This is a genomic window from Caproicibacterium amylolyticum (assembly GCF_014467055.1).
Classification (GTDB): domain Bacteria; phylum Bacillota; class Clostridia; order Oscillospirales; family Acutalibacteraceae; genus Caproicibacterium; species Caproicibacterium amylolyticum.
This window is the reverse complement of sequence record NZ_CP060696.1, coordinates 871,593-887,558: the sequence shown is the minus strand read 5'-3', so window position 1 is coordinate 887,558 and position 15,966 is coordinate 871,593. Positions and strand designations below refer to the sequence as shown.

Below are 15,966 nucleotides of genomic sequence, written 5' to 3'. Positions count from 1 at the left end.
AGGCGAAAATATGATTCGTAATCAGCAGGTCGGCGGTTCGAGTCCGCCCAGTAGCTCCAAGTTAAAAAATCCGTACAGTCAAGCCTAAAAGGGCTTAACTGTGCGGATTTTTTATTCATTTTTGATTTTGAATACTGCGAAATGCATATCAAAAAACGTCAATATAATTGGGGAAAATATTGATATACATTTCCTATTCAAAGTGATATGCTATGAGTGAAATTATGGAATACAATTTAGTGGATAGTCAAAATTAGGAATTTACCATACTGGAAATATTTTGACTGCAGAATACTATGTAAATTGTTAAACCTTCAAAGCCATAAAATATTTCGTTATATCTAAACAGGCTGTATCGTAATATTTAAATGGAGGCGATTGTTACAGTTGAAAAAGCGAAAATACCTGAAATTTGGATTGTACTTTCTGATTCTGCTTTCTCTTATTTTGAATGTTTACTTTTTGCTGCCAAAACCACACTCTGCGTCGATTTCACAAGGATACTACATTTCCAACCCGACAAACGGCATCGGGGGAATCTATGGAATTTCAATTTGGCCCAATCATGATGTACGGCTTTATGATTCTGAAAATAAAGTCGTATTTCAAGGAAAATTGGAATTCTACAAGGATGAAAATTATTATCTCATGAAAACAGATTCTGCAGTTTATCAGATTTCTGTGCAGGATGATGTAATATTTTTGCCGGTTAAGCAAAATAACATGATTGTTAGCCGCTTGTTTACGAAAGTCGACGATGCACCGGTTACTTATGGATAAAGGCTGTGCGTTAAAAGCAGCCGACGGTCACTCTACCCATGTGACTAATTCCTGCAGGGACTTCCTCTGCTTGCTTCTAAGAAATTCATCTGGTGAGGCGTAACCAACTGCAATTAGCAATAAGATACGGTCCTGCAGGTTTAGCAACTGCTGAATACCAGACTCGTCAAATCCGCCCAATATGCAGGTGCCCAGACCGGCTTCCGCTGCCGCAAGTGTAAAATAAGCAGCGGCAATTCCAATGTCCACCTCCCGGTAATCGCGTTCACCGGCGGTGACAGGTTTACAATCCAGCTTTGATATAACAATAAAAGCAGGAATGTGCGCATTGCTGAAGTTTTCACTAATCAAACGGGCAGCACGCTGTGCTATTTGCCCCGAAATAACGGTGAAATGATACAGCTGACAATTTCGGGATGACGGTGCAAGCCTTGTAATCTCCAGACACTTTTTGATTATTTCCGGTTCTACGGGTTTGCCGACTTGGTAGGAACGGGTACTTTGACGACGGTTTGATAGTTCTGAAAAATTCATGTATCCTGCCCCTCTGTAAAGTTATTTTCAGAAATAATGGCATTTACTCCTGAATTTTCGGCGTGTTTTGCCCAACGGCGAATATTGAAAATAACGACTATACTGACAGCGGCTGAAACCAGCAGAATTCCTGTCCATGCAAAATGATCTAGTAAAATGCCGTAAAGCCAGATGCCCAGCAAAGAAAACAGCGATGAAAGTGTATTTTGTACCGCGAAAAATTTTCCGCGTGTACTTTCATCTACTGTATTTTGAAAATACGAAGAGATTGGAATGCCGCGCGAAACGGTGACAATTCCCAGAAAAATCAAAACTGCGAAAAAAGCCGATGTGGAGATCCATTTGGACTGATCAAAGAGTACCAAAAGTCCGGGTACACATGCCAACATGATTCCAAAGATTTGCAGATAAGCGAGCCGAAATACACGCTTCATCAAGCTGGCGGCACTGACCGATAAAAACATAATGATAAAAGAGGCGATCAGTGAGCCAACCGGCAGGCCTGCCTGCACCACTGCAAATTGAAATTTGGAAACATCAATGACCTGATAAGCAACATAAGGAACAATGATACTGCCAAGCGGTGCAAATACGAAAAGCATGAAATTTTCCACCAAAAACAGAGTCTTAATCCGCCTGTGACCGTTGATGTACAATAGTGTGTTTCGATAATCTTTCAGTGGATTCTGTTTCTTCTGCGGAACTTCCCGCGTTGTTCCGTAAAATACAATAAATAGTTCCAAAACAGCGGAAAAGAGAAAAGACAGACCATTCATGCAGAAAATTGCAGGCATACTTAGATTTTGATAGGCGAGTACACCCAAAAAAGAGCCTCCGACACTAATTGCTGAACCATACCCGGTGAAAACCGAATTTAGTTTTGGCACTTGTTCACGATTCACCGTATTAGCAATAGAAGAAGTCATTGTCAGTGAAAAAATATTTTGTGTAACAGCAAGTGCCATACTGCAAAGTGCAATTATCAGGACATTGGATGGGAACCGCAGAAACAATACCAGAAATCCAAACAGCAGCCCGCCGCTTGCAAAGTCACTGCCTACCATCAGCCGCTTTTTGTTATAACGATCTACTAAGAGTCCGCCTGCAAAATTAGAAACCAGATTTGGCAGAATCGAAAAGCTAAGCACCAAAGAATACAGTGCAGCTGAGTGTGTTACATTCAGCACGTACAGGTTGACTGAAAAAGTAAAAACAGATGTACCAAGTTCTGAAATGATACGGCCGAGTATCATGAGAACAAAATTTGTATGGCTTCGCTGAGCGGGAATCCGGGGTGGTACTGCCGTTGTTTCAGTTTGCATAGATGCCTGCCTTTCAGTTTTGTGTAATAATTTCGATTTCTGCAAAATGTGACAGGTGAGCAAAAAACTGTGGATAGGAATTAAAGACGCACGCACAGTTTTGAATATACGTGTCCTCTGCAAAGCTGCTGCCAAGTACGGCTGCAGTCATAGCGATGCGGTGGTCATTGTGGCTGTTAACGTGTGCAGCATGCAGGCAGCCGGTTCCGTCAAACTGCATCCAGGTTTCGCCGATTCTTCCTGTCCCGCCAAAAGCATTTATCAGTTCCAGTGTCATTTTTAAGCGATCGGTATCTTTTCCTTTCAAATCGCCGCAATTTTCAACCAGTAAATCTAGATGTTCCGCGCAGGAAACTGCCGCAAGCAGGGGAAGTTCATCGATACTGCTTTGTATATCATTTAAACGAAACAGGTGTATCGGCAGTGGCTTTTGCCCTGAATGATATGTACAAACGAAATCAGCAGCCGGTTCGCCGGCTTCAACATTTGGATGCTGGTACTGAATCTGCAGTCCCATGTGGGAAACGATTTCGGCAAATACAGTTCTTGTAGGATTGATTCCTGTATGGTGAATGAACATTGGTGGTGTAGAACAGTTTGGATGTAATAGTAAATATGCGGCCAATAGATAGGCAGCGCATGAAAAATCACCGGGAATCGTGATATCTTTCGCTGTAAACGGAATTCCTCTCTGGAGCGTCGTAACATTTCCGCAAACAGATATGGGAATTCCCCAGTACCGCATCATGCGTTCAGTATGGTCGCGTGCCTGACAAATCTGTTCATAAGATGTTTCACCTTTGGCAAATAAGCCGGTAAACAATAGAACGTTCTTTTGCTGTGCGCTGGGAATATTCCCTTGATAATGAATCCCCTGCAGTGGAGAAACGCCTTTCACTGTGATAGGTAGACAGCCCGGTGCGTCATTACAGTATATGTCTGCACCCATTTGCTTGAGTATTTCTATGACCCAGCCCATAGGGCGTTTACGCAGCAGAGAATTTCCGGTTACAGAGGCCTTACAGGGCAAGCCGGCCAATATAGACAGCAGAATTCTTGTTGAAGTGGCAGTATTGCCCATGTCAATGGTTGGTGAAGCAGGCTGCAATGCGTGAATTCCGTTGCTGAAAGTTGTTAAACAGTCATCTGAAAAATTGGTTTTAACGCCAAGCCAGTTGACAGCGCGAATACACGAAAGAACGTCATTTGCCTGTGAAAGATTGTGAATCTGGCCTTTTCCGTTAGAAAGAGCATTTAGGAAAATTGCCCTTTGCGCGATTGCTTTATCTGCTGGAATAAAAAATTCAAACTCTGCATCACCTTTGAATTTTTTGTGTATTCGCACATCAAACTGCCGATGCGGATCGTGGTTTAGGAAAGATAAATCAGGCATTGACTTCAGAGTTCAGCACCTCCTTATCCGAAAGAATGTGAGAGTTGGTCAAGTCAATGTGTGCTGCAAGTGGAATCTTTTGATTTTGTTTTTGCACATAAGAATAGTAGCGCTGCCGTTTTCTTTCAAGGCCCAGGTTGTTAATAAAGTGATATGGTCTTGTAAGAGCCAACCCACGGCGTATGGCTTCTGCCACTAAGGCTTTCCCAAGTGGCGTACGCGTCATTACAACAGTTGACCTTGGGGCAGTAGCGCCATCTCTGCTAAGGGCAAACACATTGGGATTGCCGTCACACAAAGAAATATCAGCCAGTCCGGACCACCAGTCTGGGCAGACATTGCATCGGTTGTTTTTAAACGCCGTAAAATCAGTCACCATGCTGTGAAATGGATAAGTTACTTTCTGATGTTCTTTTGTATATACAGCAAACTCTCCCGGATACTGTCCGTCACGGTATCTTACATTCTCAATATCTGACAGTGAAATATGCAGCTCGTTTTTGATGATGTGTTCTGTACCGGCTTGCTGCGTGTTTGACGAACACGCAAGTTCAATCAGCAGCTTGACTTTTGAAGCAGTTTGCCGCAGGTACGGACTGTCCTGCTGATTCAGGAGCTTTTGAATCCCTTGTATTTGACAGGGAAGTCCAATGATACCAACCTTCTGAAAACTGCAGTTTTGCAGCATCTGCAAATTTGGTGTAATACAGTAGGTAGTTTGTGCATACTGCGGCAAGTCTTCCGGATTGGTTACGAAATGTGCTTCGGGTTTCCAAGGCTCGCTGCAGCACCGCCCTACTACCAACATAGCATCAGCAAGGCCGCATTTTAAAGCGGTCTGTGCCAGTACGGTTCCAGCTGCGCCGGAACTGGCATGCTGCAAAACAGAAGGCTCAGTGGCTGTGAATTGGCAGCAGTCAGTGAAAATGCCTGTCCAACATTCATTGGAAGTTCTGGCTCTCCCGAAAATGCGTTGTTCCGATTCTGTTGTCGAAGTGTTGTATCCCGGACACACTTTCTCACAAAAACCGCAGTCAATGCATTTCCCGACCTGTGTTGGCAGATAGACGGGATGAGGCTCCATACTGTCTGTCAAAATAAGTGCTTTTTCGGGACACACGGCTGCACAGAGTCCACAAGCGGCACATAGGTGGTTGTCCAAAATTTCTTTCTTCAATGTGTAATATGACATGTTATCCCCTCATTTAGAGAACGATGTCCGTGATGCGTGTAATGTCATGGATCAGTTCAACATTTGGAATATGGAACAGCTGTTTCAATTCTTCTTTCCTTTTGCTGATTTGTTCCGCAGTTTTCATTTCATAGCTTCCGTAGTGTGTTTCAACCTTATCCGGAATTAGGATAGCTGATGGCTGATGCCCTCCGTAGATTCTTAAGATTTGTATAGATGCATCAATTTCATCATTATCATGATAACCGGCAACTAAAAGCGTTGTATCTGCACCAAAAGCCTGCAGTAAGTTTAGCTTCATTGCATCAAGCCATAGTGCTTTGTAAGGTGCAATACTGCCCTGACCGGAAAAAATGACATATTCATATTGTTCTTTGTCGGCTTTTTTAACAAGTTCATTTATGTAATACGGATATTTCTGCAGAGATCTTTCTGCTAAGAATTTTGGCAGATCCGCATCGTCACGCTTATAAAGAAAAGCGGTTGGCTCTGTAATCAGTGGCAAAACTTTTTTGCCGCGTTTCGTCAGTTCACGGTAAAGGCTCATTTGTGTTGTATATTTGCCAAGGCAGCCGCGTGTGGAAAGAATCGCAATCTTCTTGATTTTGGTTTGTGTAAATAATGTTTTTTCTGTATCAAATGAATTGATATATTCATATACGCGATCATAGTAACTGCGGCTGGGAACATCAAAAACGTCCAGCGCTTTCAGCAGATTTTCATTCATTTGCTTGCCAATAATGATTTTTGCATGGCTTTCGTTTATCCATTTGAGTGTGTCGGTGTCAAAGATTTCATGAACACTGACAACTTGAACACCCATTTGATTTGCTTTGAGAACCATTGCCCTCCATTTGTTAATTAAATCAAATTTTTCAAATGTCGCTTCGTTGCCGGCAAAAACTGTGCCGGGGTCATTTAAAATCAGTGTGTCGACATCTGCAAGGGATGCTTTAACCGAGTCAGAAATCATGATGCTGCTTTGTTTGCCGGTAACAATGGTTCCAGCATCATCTCCTACTGATATTGAAAAGTCGATAACATTCTGGATCTCAAAATCGAGCAGATCACGAAAGCGGATAAGCCCCTGCGTGATTTTGTTGAACGGATAGAGCGCTGCTTTTGAGATTGAAAGCCGTGATTCTGGTGTGTTAAGCATAATTGTTTCCCTCTTTCTTGGTAAATTACTAATTTATAACAATATATCCTTTAAAATAGCAAAAGTCAAGAAATATTGCTAATAAATATGCACAAATTATGCGTCAATAAGGGAATAATAAACGAAAATTATACTTAACAAAATTGTCGTTAAGTATATAGAAGCTGCTTAAAATGCCGTCTGGCTCTAAGCAGCAAGGTTCCAGGAAAAAATGTTAATTACTTTAAATAAGTTGTAAAATTTACTATAAAGAAATTCAGATTTCTGAACGTGAGCCTGAAATTTAATTAAATTCTAACAATCGGCTTCACTTCTTACTAAGGCGTCTTGTTATACTTGCGCATTACAAACACCTTCCCACCCTTTTAAATTCTGTTATTTTGTTGAGAGTCTGCACTTTGCACTTTTATAATATTCTTTCAGTCTGTGCACATATGTACATAAAAAATCCCACAGGACGTTACATCCTGTGGGACACCTTTGTTTCATATTCATGCGTTTATCGAACTTTCCAAATACGGTCGCTAATTACAAAGCAACTGCTCTGCCGACTAAACTGCAGCAGCTTAAATGGAATTGAATTGTACAAGCTTCGTTTCATCAACTGTTTCTTGAACAAACTGCCAAAATTTTTACTGAATCTGCACCTTTCCCGGAATGGTAAAAATATTTTGTAGTATGATAGAAGCAATGGAATGTTAAAATGCTGTTTGTGAGAAAGGAATCTGCAATGGGAAAAAGAATTATCATCACCGGTGGCGGTTGGGCAGGCTGCGCGGCCGCGGCCGCCGCGACCCATTTGGGAGCGCAGACCACTCTGTTGGAAAGAACCGATATGCTGCTGGGCACCGGCCTTGTCGGCGGCATCATGCAGAACAACGGCCGTTTTACTGCACAGGAGGAATGTACTGCACTGGGCGGCGGTACCCTGTTTCAAGTCATTGAAAAAAATCTGCGGCACAAAGCCATTCATTTTCCCGGGCATCATCACGCAAGCCTTTACGATGTCAGCAGCACTCCCAGTGCTGTCCGCCGCTTTTTAGAGGAAAACAGCGTAAAAATCGAGTATCGCGCGCGAATCAGCAGTGTAGAAATGCGCGGCAATACGATTGGCAGCGTCAGCGATGACCACGGACGCACCTGGGAAGGCGACATTTTTCTGGACACTACCGGAACCGCAGGGCCCATGAACAACTGCACCCGATACGGTACCGGATGTGCCATGTGCGTTCTGCGCTGCCCGGCATTCGGCGGGCGGGTCAGCCTGACCGCACTAACCGGCATCAAGGAAATACAAGGTCGCCGTGCGGACGGCAGTATCGGCGCTATGAGCGGCTCCTGTAAACTTAGCAAAGAATCTCTGGCACCACAGATAATAGAACAGCTTGACCGTGAGGGCTGTGTAGTCATACCGCTGCCGCCGGAACTGATGGAAGACCATCTGCGCATCAAGGCTTGTCAGCAGTATGCGCTCGGCGCTTTTCGGCAGAATCTGGTACTGCTGGACACCGGCAAGGCAAAGCTGATGGCCCCTTACTTCAATTTGCAAAAGCTGCACTGCCTGCATGGCTTTGAAAACGCCCGTTACGAAGACCCATACGCAGGCGGCAAGGGCAACTCCATTCGTTTTCTCGCAATGGCACCGCGCGACAACGCCCTGCAGGTACAGGGTATCGAAAATCTTTTCTGTGCAGGTGAAAAAGCCGGACTGCTGGTCGGACACACGGAAGCAATCGTCACCGGTACACTCGCAGGCTACAACGCAGTTTGCCGTGCTGAAGGACACAAGCTGCTGGTACTCCCCCGTTCCCTGGCAGTTGGAGAAGCCATTGCGTTTGTTCGGGAGCAAATGCGCACACCGGCCGGTCTTGCACAAAAATATACATTTTCAGGTTCCGTTTTGCTGGAACATCTGAAACAGATGAACCTGTACATCACAGACATCCCCATGATACGCCGCCGCGTGCAAAGCGCAGGGTTAAGTGGTATTTTTTCTGCACTGCCGAAAAAGGGAACAGAAAAATGATTGGCAGTTTTTCGTTTCCTGTATATTATATGAATGAGCATGTTTTAAAGTATGTACAGCGAAAGTTCCGCCCGCCTTTTCAAAGGCGGTAGGGTAACTATTGCTCCTAGTCGCTTTCTAAGGAAGCGGCGGAAAGTACTGAAAAAAACACCCGCGAAAGGAGTGTTGCAGGTGTCGCTTGCTGTCGGTGAATTTAAACAGGAACTGCTAAAAACCTACAACGCCGTGAACAAAGAAATTTTTCACGGCGGAGTCCGGCAGCAAAATGTGGAACTGGAAGGAAACCGAATCATTATCCTTTCCCGCAATGGCAGAGCACCGGTGCTGAAAACGCTGGACTCCCGCGTACCGGACATTACCGGCTACTTGGATTATATGCTGGCACAGATTTTTAAGGAACGAATCAAAGAGGAACTTGAAAAACGATTCAAACTGCACATTACCGCGATTTTCAAGGATTATGACGCAGCGACCGAAACTTCCGGTACCGTCATATACCTGGAACACGATTTTCAAAGCTGCCTGAACGAGCTGTCGGAGCTTTCCTGAGAAGAGCCGGCCCAGTCGTCAGTTTGCGCCTTTCAAAAGGCCAAACCGGCGGCTTTTTTTCGTTTTATCTTAATCAAAGAAGGGGTTGAAAAGAATGAGTCTGAAGGGCAAAGTGGAGGTCACGGACATCTGCAAGACATTTCATAAAGCAGGCGAAGATGTCGTGTCTCTCAGCCACATCAATCTCTCAGTGGAGGAGGGACGCTTTGCCAGTATTATCGGTCCCTCCGGCTGCGGCAAATCTACACTGTTCAACATCATCGCAGGGCTGCTGCTGCCCTCTTCCGGAGAGGTGACTGCAGACGGCGAGCCCATTGCCGGCAGAACCGGTTACGTCGGATATATGCTGCAAAAAGATATGCTGCTGCCGTGGCGCACCATCGCAGACAACATCATTTTAGGGCTGGAGGTACGCAAAATACCTAAAAAAGAAGCACTTGCACGAGCGCTGCCCCTGATAGAAAAGTACGGGCTGAAAGGGTTTGAAAATCACTACCCGGAGGAGCTTTCCGGTGGAATGCGCCAGCGGGCCGCGCTGCTGCGTACACTTCTGTATGACCGTGACATTATCCTGCTGGATGAACCGTTCGGCGCACTGGACGCACAAACACGGCTTTCTATGCAGAACTGGCTGCTGGAAATCTGGCGGGACTTTGGTAAAACGGTGCTGTTTGTTACGCATGACATAGATGAAGCGATTTATCTTTCCGATGATATTTATGTTTTTACACCGCGTCCCGGCAAAATACGCGCCAAAATCACGGTACCGATTGATCGTCCCCGCTCACCGGAAGATATGACTTCGCCGCAGTTCATGGAACTGAAGCATTTTTTGCTGAATTTATTGTATACCGGCGATGCCGTACAGAAAAAAGTTTCATAACTGCACAGCTGCATTAAGGGAGTGAAAACAATGACATCTGCAGGAGAAAGTAAAAGCACAGCCTTAACGGCCAAAAAAGTGACAGACAGCCCTGACACCCGCAAACCTGCCGCATGGATTCCTGCCCATCGCGCAGCCTATGACGAAGAAACACAAAAAAAGAAACACAAAATTCAAATTATCCTCGGACGTTCCATCGTTGGCATCGTGCTGTTTGCCGGGTGGGAACTCGGTGTGCGTGCCGGTCTGCTCGACCCATATTACTGGAGCTGCCCCAGTGCCATCTTGAAAACAACATGGAATCAGCTGACAACCGGCACCCTTTGGAATGACATTCTGTACACCTCTGCTTCCACGATTCTCGGCTTTGTACTGGGCACGGTCTGCGGCGCTCTATTGGGCCTTTCTTTCTGGTGGTCAAAGTCCTATGCAGGCATCAGCGAACCATATCTGATCATTTTAAATGCACTGCCTAAGCTGGCGCTGGGACCGGTGCTGGTCATTTTATTTGGTATTGGTTTTTCCTCAAAGGTCATTCTGGCGTTTCTCATGACGGTCATCACCACTGCGCTGTACGCTTACAGCGGCGTAAAAAGTGTGGACCCCGCCATGGAAACGCTGATGTATTCTCTGGGAGCAAAACGGAACCAGGTGTTCACAAAGGTAGTAGTGCCGTGGTCACTGCCGTGGATCATCAGCAGCCTGCGTGTGAACATTGCACTGGCACTGGCCGGAGCAATCGTCGGCGAATTCATTGCTTCGGAGCACGGGGTCGGGCGCATGGTAATTTATGCGGGAACCATTCTTGACATTAATCTGGTATGGGTCGGCGTTTTTGTGCTGTCCATACTTTCCATGCTGATGTACTGTGGAATCGTACTGCTGGAAAAATGGCTTTCGCGGCATCTGGCAAATATTCATTCGTAATAAGACAGTTGCTTTCCGCCGCTTGCGTGCCCCGAAGAGGTATGCTAAGAAAGCAGTGTAAGTGATGAATTTTGGAGGTAAGCTATGAAAACAAAACAAAAGCTTTGGAAGCGCGTCCTTGCGGCAGGAACCGCTGCTGCACTGCTGACCGCTGGAATGGCAGCCTGCGGCGAAGCAAAAAACACGCCCGCCGCAAACGGCGCTTTGAAGCAGCTTGTCATTGCGGAACCGGTACATTTAATTGGATACCTGCCGCTGTACATTGCGCAGCGCGAGGGATATTTCAAGGAACAGGGGCTGGATGTAAAGGTCATTCAGGCCACTGGCGGCACGCACGTCACCGCAGTGATCAGCGGCAGCGCATGGGGCGTTATCGGCGGCGTTGATTCCAACGTGCTGGGCAACAAGGGGAATTCCGACCCGGTCACCGCTGTGGCAAACTGCGTAAACCGTGCTAACGTATATCTGGTCGCAAAAAAAGGATTGACGCCAAAAAGTAGCAGCACCGCAGACTTAAAGACTTTTTTAACCGGCAAAACCATCGTAGCAGGCCGGCACGGCGGTTCCCCAAACCTTTTGACTCGCTATCTTTTAATTAAACTTGGCCTTGACCCGGAAAAAGATGCCCGCCTGTTGGAACCGGGCGATGCAGCCACCGTTGTTTCCATGCTGCAAAACGGCAATGGCCAAATTGGCAACGGCGCAGAACCGCAGATTTGTGACGGCATTGAAAAAAACGTTTGGGAAGAACCATTCTACAAATTCACTGACCTTGGGGACTACTCCTATTCGGTTTTCGGCGTGAAAAAATCGACCATACAAAATGACCCGCAGACCGTGCAGAAATTTGTTAATGCTGTTTTAAAAGCACTGAAAGCCGTGCAAAATGATAAAGCGCTTGCCAAAAAAGACTTGCAGGCCGAATTTCCGACTCTGAAAGAATCACAAATCGAAGCCTCCCTCCACCGCGCATATGAAGACCACCTGTGGAGCATAGACGGTTTTATCAGTAAGAAAGCAGTCGATAATGATATGGATGTACTAAGCAAAACCGGTATTTATAATGGAAGCTATTCTTACGATACATTGGTTGATATGCAGTTTGTAAAAGCTGCAAAATAAAAATGTATGCGTACAAAAATCCCTCTGCGCTGCTCACCCATTGAGGTTTGCAGCACAGAGGGATTTATTGTTGCTTACAAAATTTTTTGCAGCTTATTTGTTCGTACCTTCTGCATAACCGGTATCGTTCAATTTTAGGTTGCTGACCATTGATTTCATCATCTGTGCCTGACCGGAAAGTTCTTCGCTTGCGGCAGAGCTTTCCTCCGCTGTTGCGGAGTTTGTCTGCACAACACTGGAAATCTGATCCACACCAGTTGTAACCTGGCTGATAGCCTCTGCCTGCTGCTGTGATGCAACTGAAATTTCCTGAATTTTGGCAGAAACTTCTTTAATGCTGCTGTCTACAGCAGACAGTGACTGTGCGGTGCGGTCTGCAATCTGTGCGCCGTTCTCCACCTGATTCACCGTATTCTGAATCAAATCGGTCGTGTTTTGGGCAGCCTCCGCACTCTTACTGGCCAAATTTCGTACCTCATCCGCAACCACAGAAAAGCCCTTGCCGGCTTCACCCGCCCGTGCAGCCTCGACCGCAGCATTCAGTGCAAGAATATTGGTTTGGAAGGCGATGTCTTCAATTGTTTTTATAATATTGCCAATCTGACGCGAGGATTCATTAATGTGGTTCATGGCGGTGACCATATCGCTCATATTGGAATTGCTGGTCTCTAATTCTGCACGTACGCCGTTCATACTGTTGTCGGCTTCTTCCGCACCAACAGCGTTTGTTTTAACATGAGAGGAAATTTCAGTAATGGTCGCCGACAGTTCCTCCAGCGAACTCGCCTGTTCGGTTGCACCCTGTGCCAATGCCTGTGCACCACTGGCCACCTGGCTGGAACCGCTGGCCACCTCATCCGCAGAATGGGAGATGTCGGTAAACGTAGAGTTCAGTTTATTAGAAATCTGGAGCAGTGCTGTTTTAATAGGCGCAAAGTCGCCAACATAATCTTGTGTTATTGCAACACGCAGGTCACCGTCAGCAATGCTGCCAAGCACATTGGAAATTTCGGCTATGTAGCCGCGCAGCTGCCCACAGGTATTCTTAGAAATTGCAGCCAGTTCACCCAGCTCATCGTTGGTGTTCACCTGAATGTCTGTATCCAGCTTGCCTTCACCCATGTCACTGGTCAGCGCTACAATATTCTGAATTGGTGCTAAAGAACGCTTGAGCAGACGTACAACAATCAGGGATAGTGCAATAATCGCTAAAATGCTCAATCCTGCAATTAGTGCGGCTGTTTCTACAACATCCCGCAGCACTTCACTTTTTCCCACGCTAAAGGTACTGGTCCACTTGCTGGTGACATTGTTAACCTGTACGGGCTGTACCACCTGAACCCGGCCACCGTCTGCACTTCCGGTAAATTTAGTGCCGGACTTGGTTTTGTCGCCAGTATCACAAACATAAACAGAACTTTCAGTCAGGATAACGTTATCGGAAGTAGAATAACCGCCTTTGTTGTAGCTAAGGCTGTTCAGTGTATCAGTCATAATATCTGTATTGGCAACGCCAAGGAACTTGCCGCTGTCGTCCAAAATCGGGTTACTGATGGTGATGAGCCACACCGTTTGACCGTTGGAAAGTTTATAGGTATATGGGTCAGTAATGTGCGGTTTCATCGTGCTTTTGGTCTGTGCATAGTAGTCGGCAGTACTGTAGGTACTGTAGTCATTATTAACATCCAGCTTTTTGGAGCCGCTGTCATTGTATTCATAGTATGACAGGCCATTGGGCGTTTTGCTGAAGTAGAGGTTTGGCTCAAATGCCACATAGGCTGAAAAAATGCGCTTGTCGTCCAGCATAGTCGCCAGGTTTTTGCGAATCAGTTCATCTTTTGTTTCAGGCTTCAGTACATTGTCACGGGTAAGTTCATCTGCCATGCTATTGGACATAGTCTGCATATTATTTAGATAAGACGATACAAGATAAGCATTGTTCTGTGCCAGATACTGTACTTTATCATTTGCCAGCTTCTGGGTTGAATCTGCCTGCCGAATCACCATGATCACACACATAATTGCAATAATGACAACCACTGTGCAGATGATTCTGAAGGGTATTAGAAACGCCAGCTTTTTCTTTTTTTCACGGAATGACACTTTCGCCATAAAAGTCCCTGCCTTTTTTAAAATTTATAATCAATAATACCGGGTATTTATTTTATCGTATTTGAGAAATTATTCAATTAAATGTGACGCATTGTTACAATATAAATTTAAAACAAGCCTTAAAGTCTTTCTTTTTCAGGAACACTTAGCAGCAATTTATTTATAGTCCTCATTAACATTTAAATGTATATTTTCTATAAGAAAGTATCCAGAAAAAGTTTTGCTGTTTATTTAAATTTTTGGGGGTGAATATTTTGCATTGTTGTCTAGGCACTGTTTCTATTTAACTATATACCACACATATACATCATTTAATCCATGTTTTCTCATCACAAAAAAATTCCCTGACTGCGGCCAAAAAACGCGCAGTTAGAGAATCTTTACTTAACAGAATTTTCGGAACTATCCTTTGAAATTTCGTTTGTCAGCCCAAGCACAGGCGATTAGTTTCCAAACCGTGTCTGAACAGGACGTCTGCTGCATGAAAGCATCTTTTACTTCATCAAAGCAATCAGCAGTTCTTCCGCCTTCTGTGCGTCTGCACGGCCACGGGTAGCTTTCATTACCGCGCCAACCAGCGCTTTTACTGCTTTTTCCTTGCCCGCACGGTAATCTTCAACCGCTTTCGGGTTCTTTTCAAGCACTTCTTTGCACAGCACCTCCAACTGATTGTCATCGATTCCAGCGAGGTCACTTTCACTTAGAAACTCATTGTAAGGCTTTCCGGTATCCAACATTTTTTCCAACGTAGATTTGACCAGATTCATGCGGATTTTGCCAGCATCCAACAGTTTTAAAAGTGCATTCAGATTATCCGGTGTTACTGTGACGGCAAAGGTTTCTTTGTCCGCTTCCGTTTCCATGCGGCGGAAAATCTGGCCCAAAATACACGCGGCGGCAGACTTTCCATTTGACAATCCTTGTACGGTGCTGTCAAAATAATCCGCAACACGGCGGTAGCGCAGCAGCTGGCGGGCATCTGCCTCGCTGATGCCCGCTTCGGCAATCCAACGCTGTGTGCGGGTGTCCGGGTCTTCCGGCAGTTTGGCGCGCAGTTCTTCCACGCGCTCACGGGGAACGCGGATAGTCGGCAGGTCCGGTTCCGGAAAATAGCGGTAATCCTGTGCATCCTCTTTGCCGCGCATACTCTCCGTGCAGTCATCGGCTTCATTGTAGCGGCGAGTTTCCTGCACAACCTCTTCACCACAGTCCAGCAGGTCGCACTGGCGGTCAAATTCATAAGCCATGGCTTTGGTAATAAAGCTGATGCTGTTCATGTTTTTGATTTCGGCACGAGTACCGAGCTGCTCGCTGCCCTGCGGGCGAACAGAAACGTTCACATCGCAGCGCATGGAACCTTCCTCCATTTTGCAGTCGGAAACGCCGATGTAACGCATGAGGAACTGAAGCTTCTCCACATATTCCTTTGCTTCTTCGGGAGAACGAATATCCGGCTCGCTGACAATTTCAATCAGCGGTACACCGCCGCGGTTGTAATCCACATAGGTATTTCCTCGGGAATGTACCAGTTTGCCTGCATCCTCCTCAATATGAATACGCGTAATACGAATCTTGCGGCCGTTGGAAAGCGCAATGTAGCCATTTTTGCACAGCGGCATATCAAACTGTGAAATCTGGTAAGCCTTTGGCAGGTCGGGATACACATAATTTTTGCGGTCCATTTTGCTGACTTTGGCAATTTCGCAGTGTGTGGCAAGGCCGGCTAAAATTGCATACTCCACAACCTTTTCATTCAGCTTCGGCAGGCTGCCGGGCAGACCAATGCACACCGGGCAGCAGTGCGTATTAGGTTCGCCGCCGAATTCTGTTGTGCAGCTGCAGAAAATTTTTGTTTTGGTTGCCAGTTCCACATGGGTTTCCAACCCGGCAATCAGCTCATATTTGCTCATGAATGTTTTCCCTCCGGTCCTGTCTGAGTCATGCAGCGGCGTACTCCGGCTGCAGAA

General features: G+C 45.7%; 13 protein-coding genes. 6 read left to right on the top strand and 7 right to left on the bottom strand.

All coding sequences use genetic code 11. From position 1 onward, the window contains the following. Positions 1–387 precede the first annotated feature (387 nt). Positions 388–780, top strand: coding sequence for a hypothetical protein (locus H6X83_RS03965; protein WP_212507864.1), 393 nt, complete (start codon positions 388–390; stop codon positions 778–780). A gap of 27 nt (positions 781–807) precedes the next feature. On the opposite strand, the gene H6X83_RS03960 is transcribed toward H6X83_RS03965, so the two are convergent. The 5 genes from H6X83_RS03960 to H6X83_RS03940 are packed head-to-tail and all read right to left on the bottom strand — an operon-like array spanning position 808 to position 6,380. Further along, complete coding sequence (locus tag H6X83_RS03960) at positions 808–1,314, bottom strand: nitroreductase family protein (RefSeq protein WP_212507863.1); 507 nt, start codon at positions 1,312–1,314, stop codon at positions 808–810. Next, entirely contained in the window at positions 1,311–2,636 is a 1,326-nt protein-coding gene (locus H6X83_RS03955) for an MFS transporter (protein WP_212507862.1), read from the bottom strand. Before H6X83_RS03955 ends, H6X83_RS03960 begins: the two co-directional genes overlap by 4 nt. Before the next feature lie 13 nt (positions 2,637–2,649). Then, a complete protein-coding gene (locus H6X83_RS03950) occupies positions 2,650–4,029 on the bottom strand; it encodes a 3-phosphoshikimate 1-carboxyvinyltransferase (RefSeq protein WP_212507861.1) in 1,380 nt (459 codons plus the stop codon). Next, complete coding sequence (locus H6X83_RS03945) at positions 4,022–5,221, bottom strand: Coenzyme F420 hydrogenase/dehydrogenase, beta subunit C-terminal domain (protein WP_212507860.1); 1,200 nt, start codon at positions 5,219–5,221, stop codon at positions 4,022–4,024. Before H6X83_RS03945 ends, H6X83_RS03950 begins: the two co-directional genes overlap by 8 nt. A 13-nt stretch (positions 5,222–5,234) precedes the next feature. Beyond that, complete coding sequence (locus H6X83_RS03940) at positions 5,235–6,380, bottom strand: DUF1611 domain-containing protein (RefSeq protein WP_212507859.1); 1,146 nt, start codon at positions 6,378–6,380, stop codon at positions 5,235–5,237. Positions 6,381–7,110: 730 nt separating this feature from the next. Here H6X83_RS03940 and H6X83_RS03935 point away from each other — a divergent pair. The 5 genes from H6X83_RS03935 to H6X83_RS03915 all read left to right on the top strand — a co-directional run bounded on the left by H6X83_RS03935 (position 7,111) and on the right by H6X83_RS03915 (position 11,887). After that, positions 7,111–8,406, top strand: coding sequence for an FAD-dependent oxidoreductase (locus H6X83_RS03935; protein WP_212507858.1), 1,296 nt, complete (start codon positions 7,111–7,113; stop codon positions 8,404–8,406). 171 nt (positions 8,407–8,577) lie between these two features. Continuing rightward, complete coding sequence (locus H6X83_RS03930) at positions 8,578–8,955, top strand: Na-translocating system protein MpsC family protein (protein WP_212507857.1); 378 nt, start codon at positions 8,578–8,580, stop codon at positions 8,953–8,955. Between the two features lie 94 nt (positions 8,956–9,049). Next, positions 9,050–9,838 carry an ABC transporter ATP-binding protein gene (locus tag H6X83_RS03925; RefSeq protein WP_212507856.1) on the top strand — a complete coding sequence of 263 codons (789 nt, stop codon included), beginning with the start codon at positions 9,050–9,052 and terminating at the stop codon, positions 9,836–9,838. A gap of 30 nt (positions 9,839–9,868) precedes the next feature. Next, positions 9,869–10,765 carry an ABC transporter permease gene (locus H6X83_RS03920; protein WP_212507855.1) on the top strand — a complete coding sequence of 299 codons (897 nt, stop codon included), beginning with the start codon at positions 9,869–9,871 and terminating at the stop codon, positions 10,763–10,765. Between the two features lie 84 nt (positions 10,766–10,849). Continuing rightward, entirely contained in the window at positions 10,850–11,887 is a 1,038-nt protein-coding gene (locus tag H6X83_RS03915) for an ABC transporter substrate-binding protein (RefSeq protein WP_246419499.1), read from the top strand. A 93-nt stretch (positions 11,888–11,980) separates the two neighbouring features. Here the strand turns inward: H6X83_RS03915 and H6X83_RS03910 are convergent, their stop codons facing one another. Beyond that, positions 11,981–13,999 carry a methyl-accepting chemotaxis protein gene (locus H6X83_RS03910; protein ID WP_246419496.1) on the bottom strand — a complete coding sequence of 673 codons (2,019 nt, stop codon included), beginning with the start codon at positions 13,997–13,999 and terminating at the stop codon, positions 11,981–11,983. Between the two features lie 494 nt (positions 14,000–14,493). Then, positions 14,494–15,909, bottom strand: coding sequence for an Asp-tRNA(Asn)/Glu-tRNA(Gln) amidotransferase subunit GatB (gene gatB / locus H6X83_RS03905; RefSeq protein ID WP_212507854.1), 1,416 nt, complete (start codon positions 15,907–15,909; stop codon positions 14,494–14,496). Positions 15,910–15,966 lie beyond the last annotated feature (57 nt).

Coding starts and splice junctions, on each gene's coding strand:
- H6X83_RS03920 (WP_212507855.1), top strand. CDS start 9,869: ATGACATCTGCAGGAGAAAGTAAAAGCACAGCCTTAACGGCCAAAAAA.
- H6X83_RS03910 (WP_246419496.1), bottom strand. CDS start 13,999: ATGGCGAAAGTGTCATTCCGTGAAAAAAAGAAAAAGCTGGCGTTTCTA.
- H6X83_RS03960 (WP_212507863.1), bottom strand. CDS start 1,314: ATGAATTTTTCAGAACTATCAAACCGTCGTCAAAGTACCCGTTCCTAC.
- H6X83_RS03950 (WP_212507861.1), bottom strand. CDS start 4,029: ATGCCTGATTTATCTTTCCTAAACCACGATCCGCATCGGCAGTTTGAT.
- H6X83_RS03925 (WP_212507856.1), top strand. CDS start 9,050: ATGAGTCTGAAGGGCAAAGTGGAGGTCACGGACATCTGCAAGACATTT.
- H6X83_RS03915 (WP_246419499.1), top strand. CDS start 10,850: ATGAAAACAAAACAAAAGCTTTGGAAGCGCGTCCTTGCGGCAGGAACC.
- H6X83_RS03940 (WP_212507859.1), bottom strand. CDS start 6,380: ATGCTTAACACACCAGAATCACGGCTTTCAATCTCAAAAGCAGCGCTC.
- gatB (WP_212507854.1), bottom strand. CDS start 15,909: ATGAGCAAATATGAGCTGATTGCCGGGTTGGAAACCCATGTGGAACTG.
- H6X83_RS03945 (WP_212507860.1), bottom strand. CDS start 5,221: ATGTCATATTACACATTGAAGAAAGAAATTTTGGACAACCACCTATGT.
- H6X83_RS03955 (WP_212507862.1), bottom strand. CDS start 2,636: ATGCAAACTGAAACAACGGCAGTACCACCCCGGATTCCCGCTCAGCGA.
- H6X83_RS03935 (WP_212507858.1), top strand. CDS start 7,111: ATGGGAAAAAGAATTATCATCACCGGTGGCGGTTGGGCAGGCTGCGCG.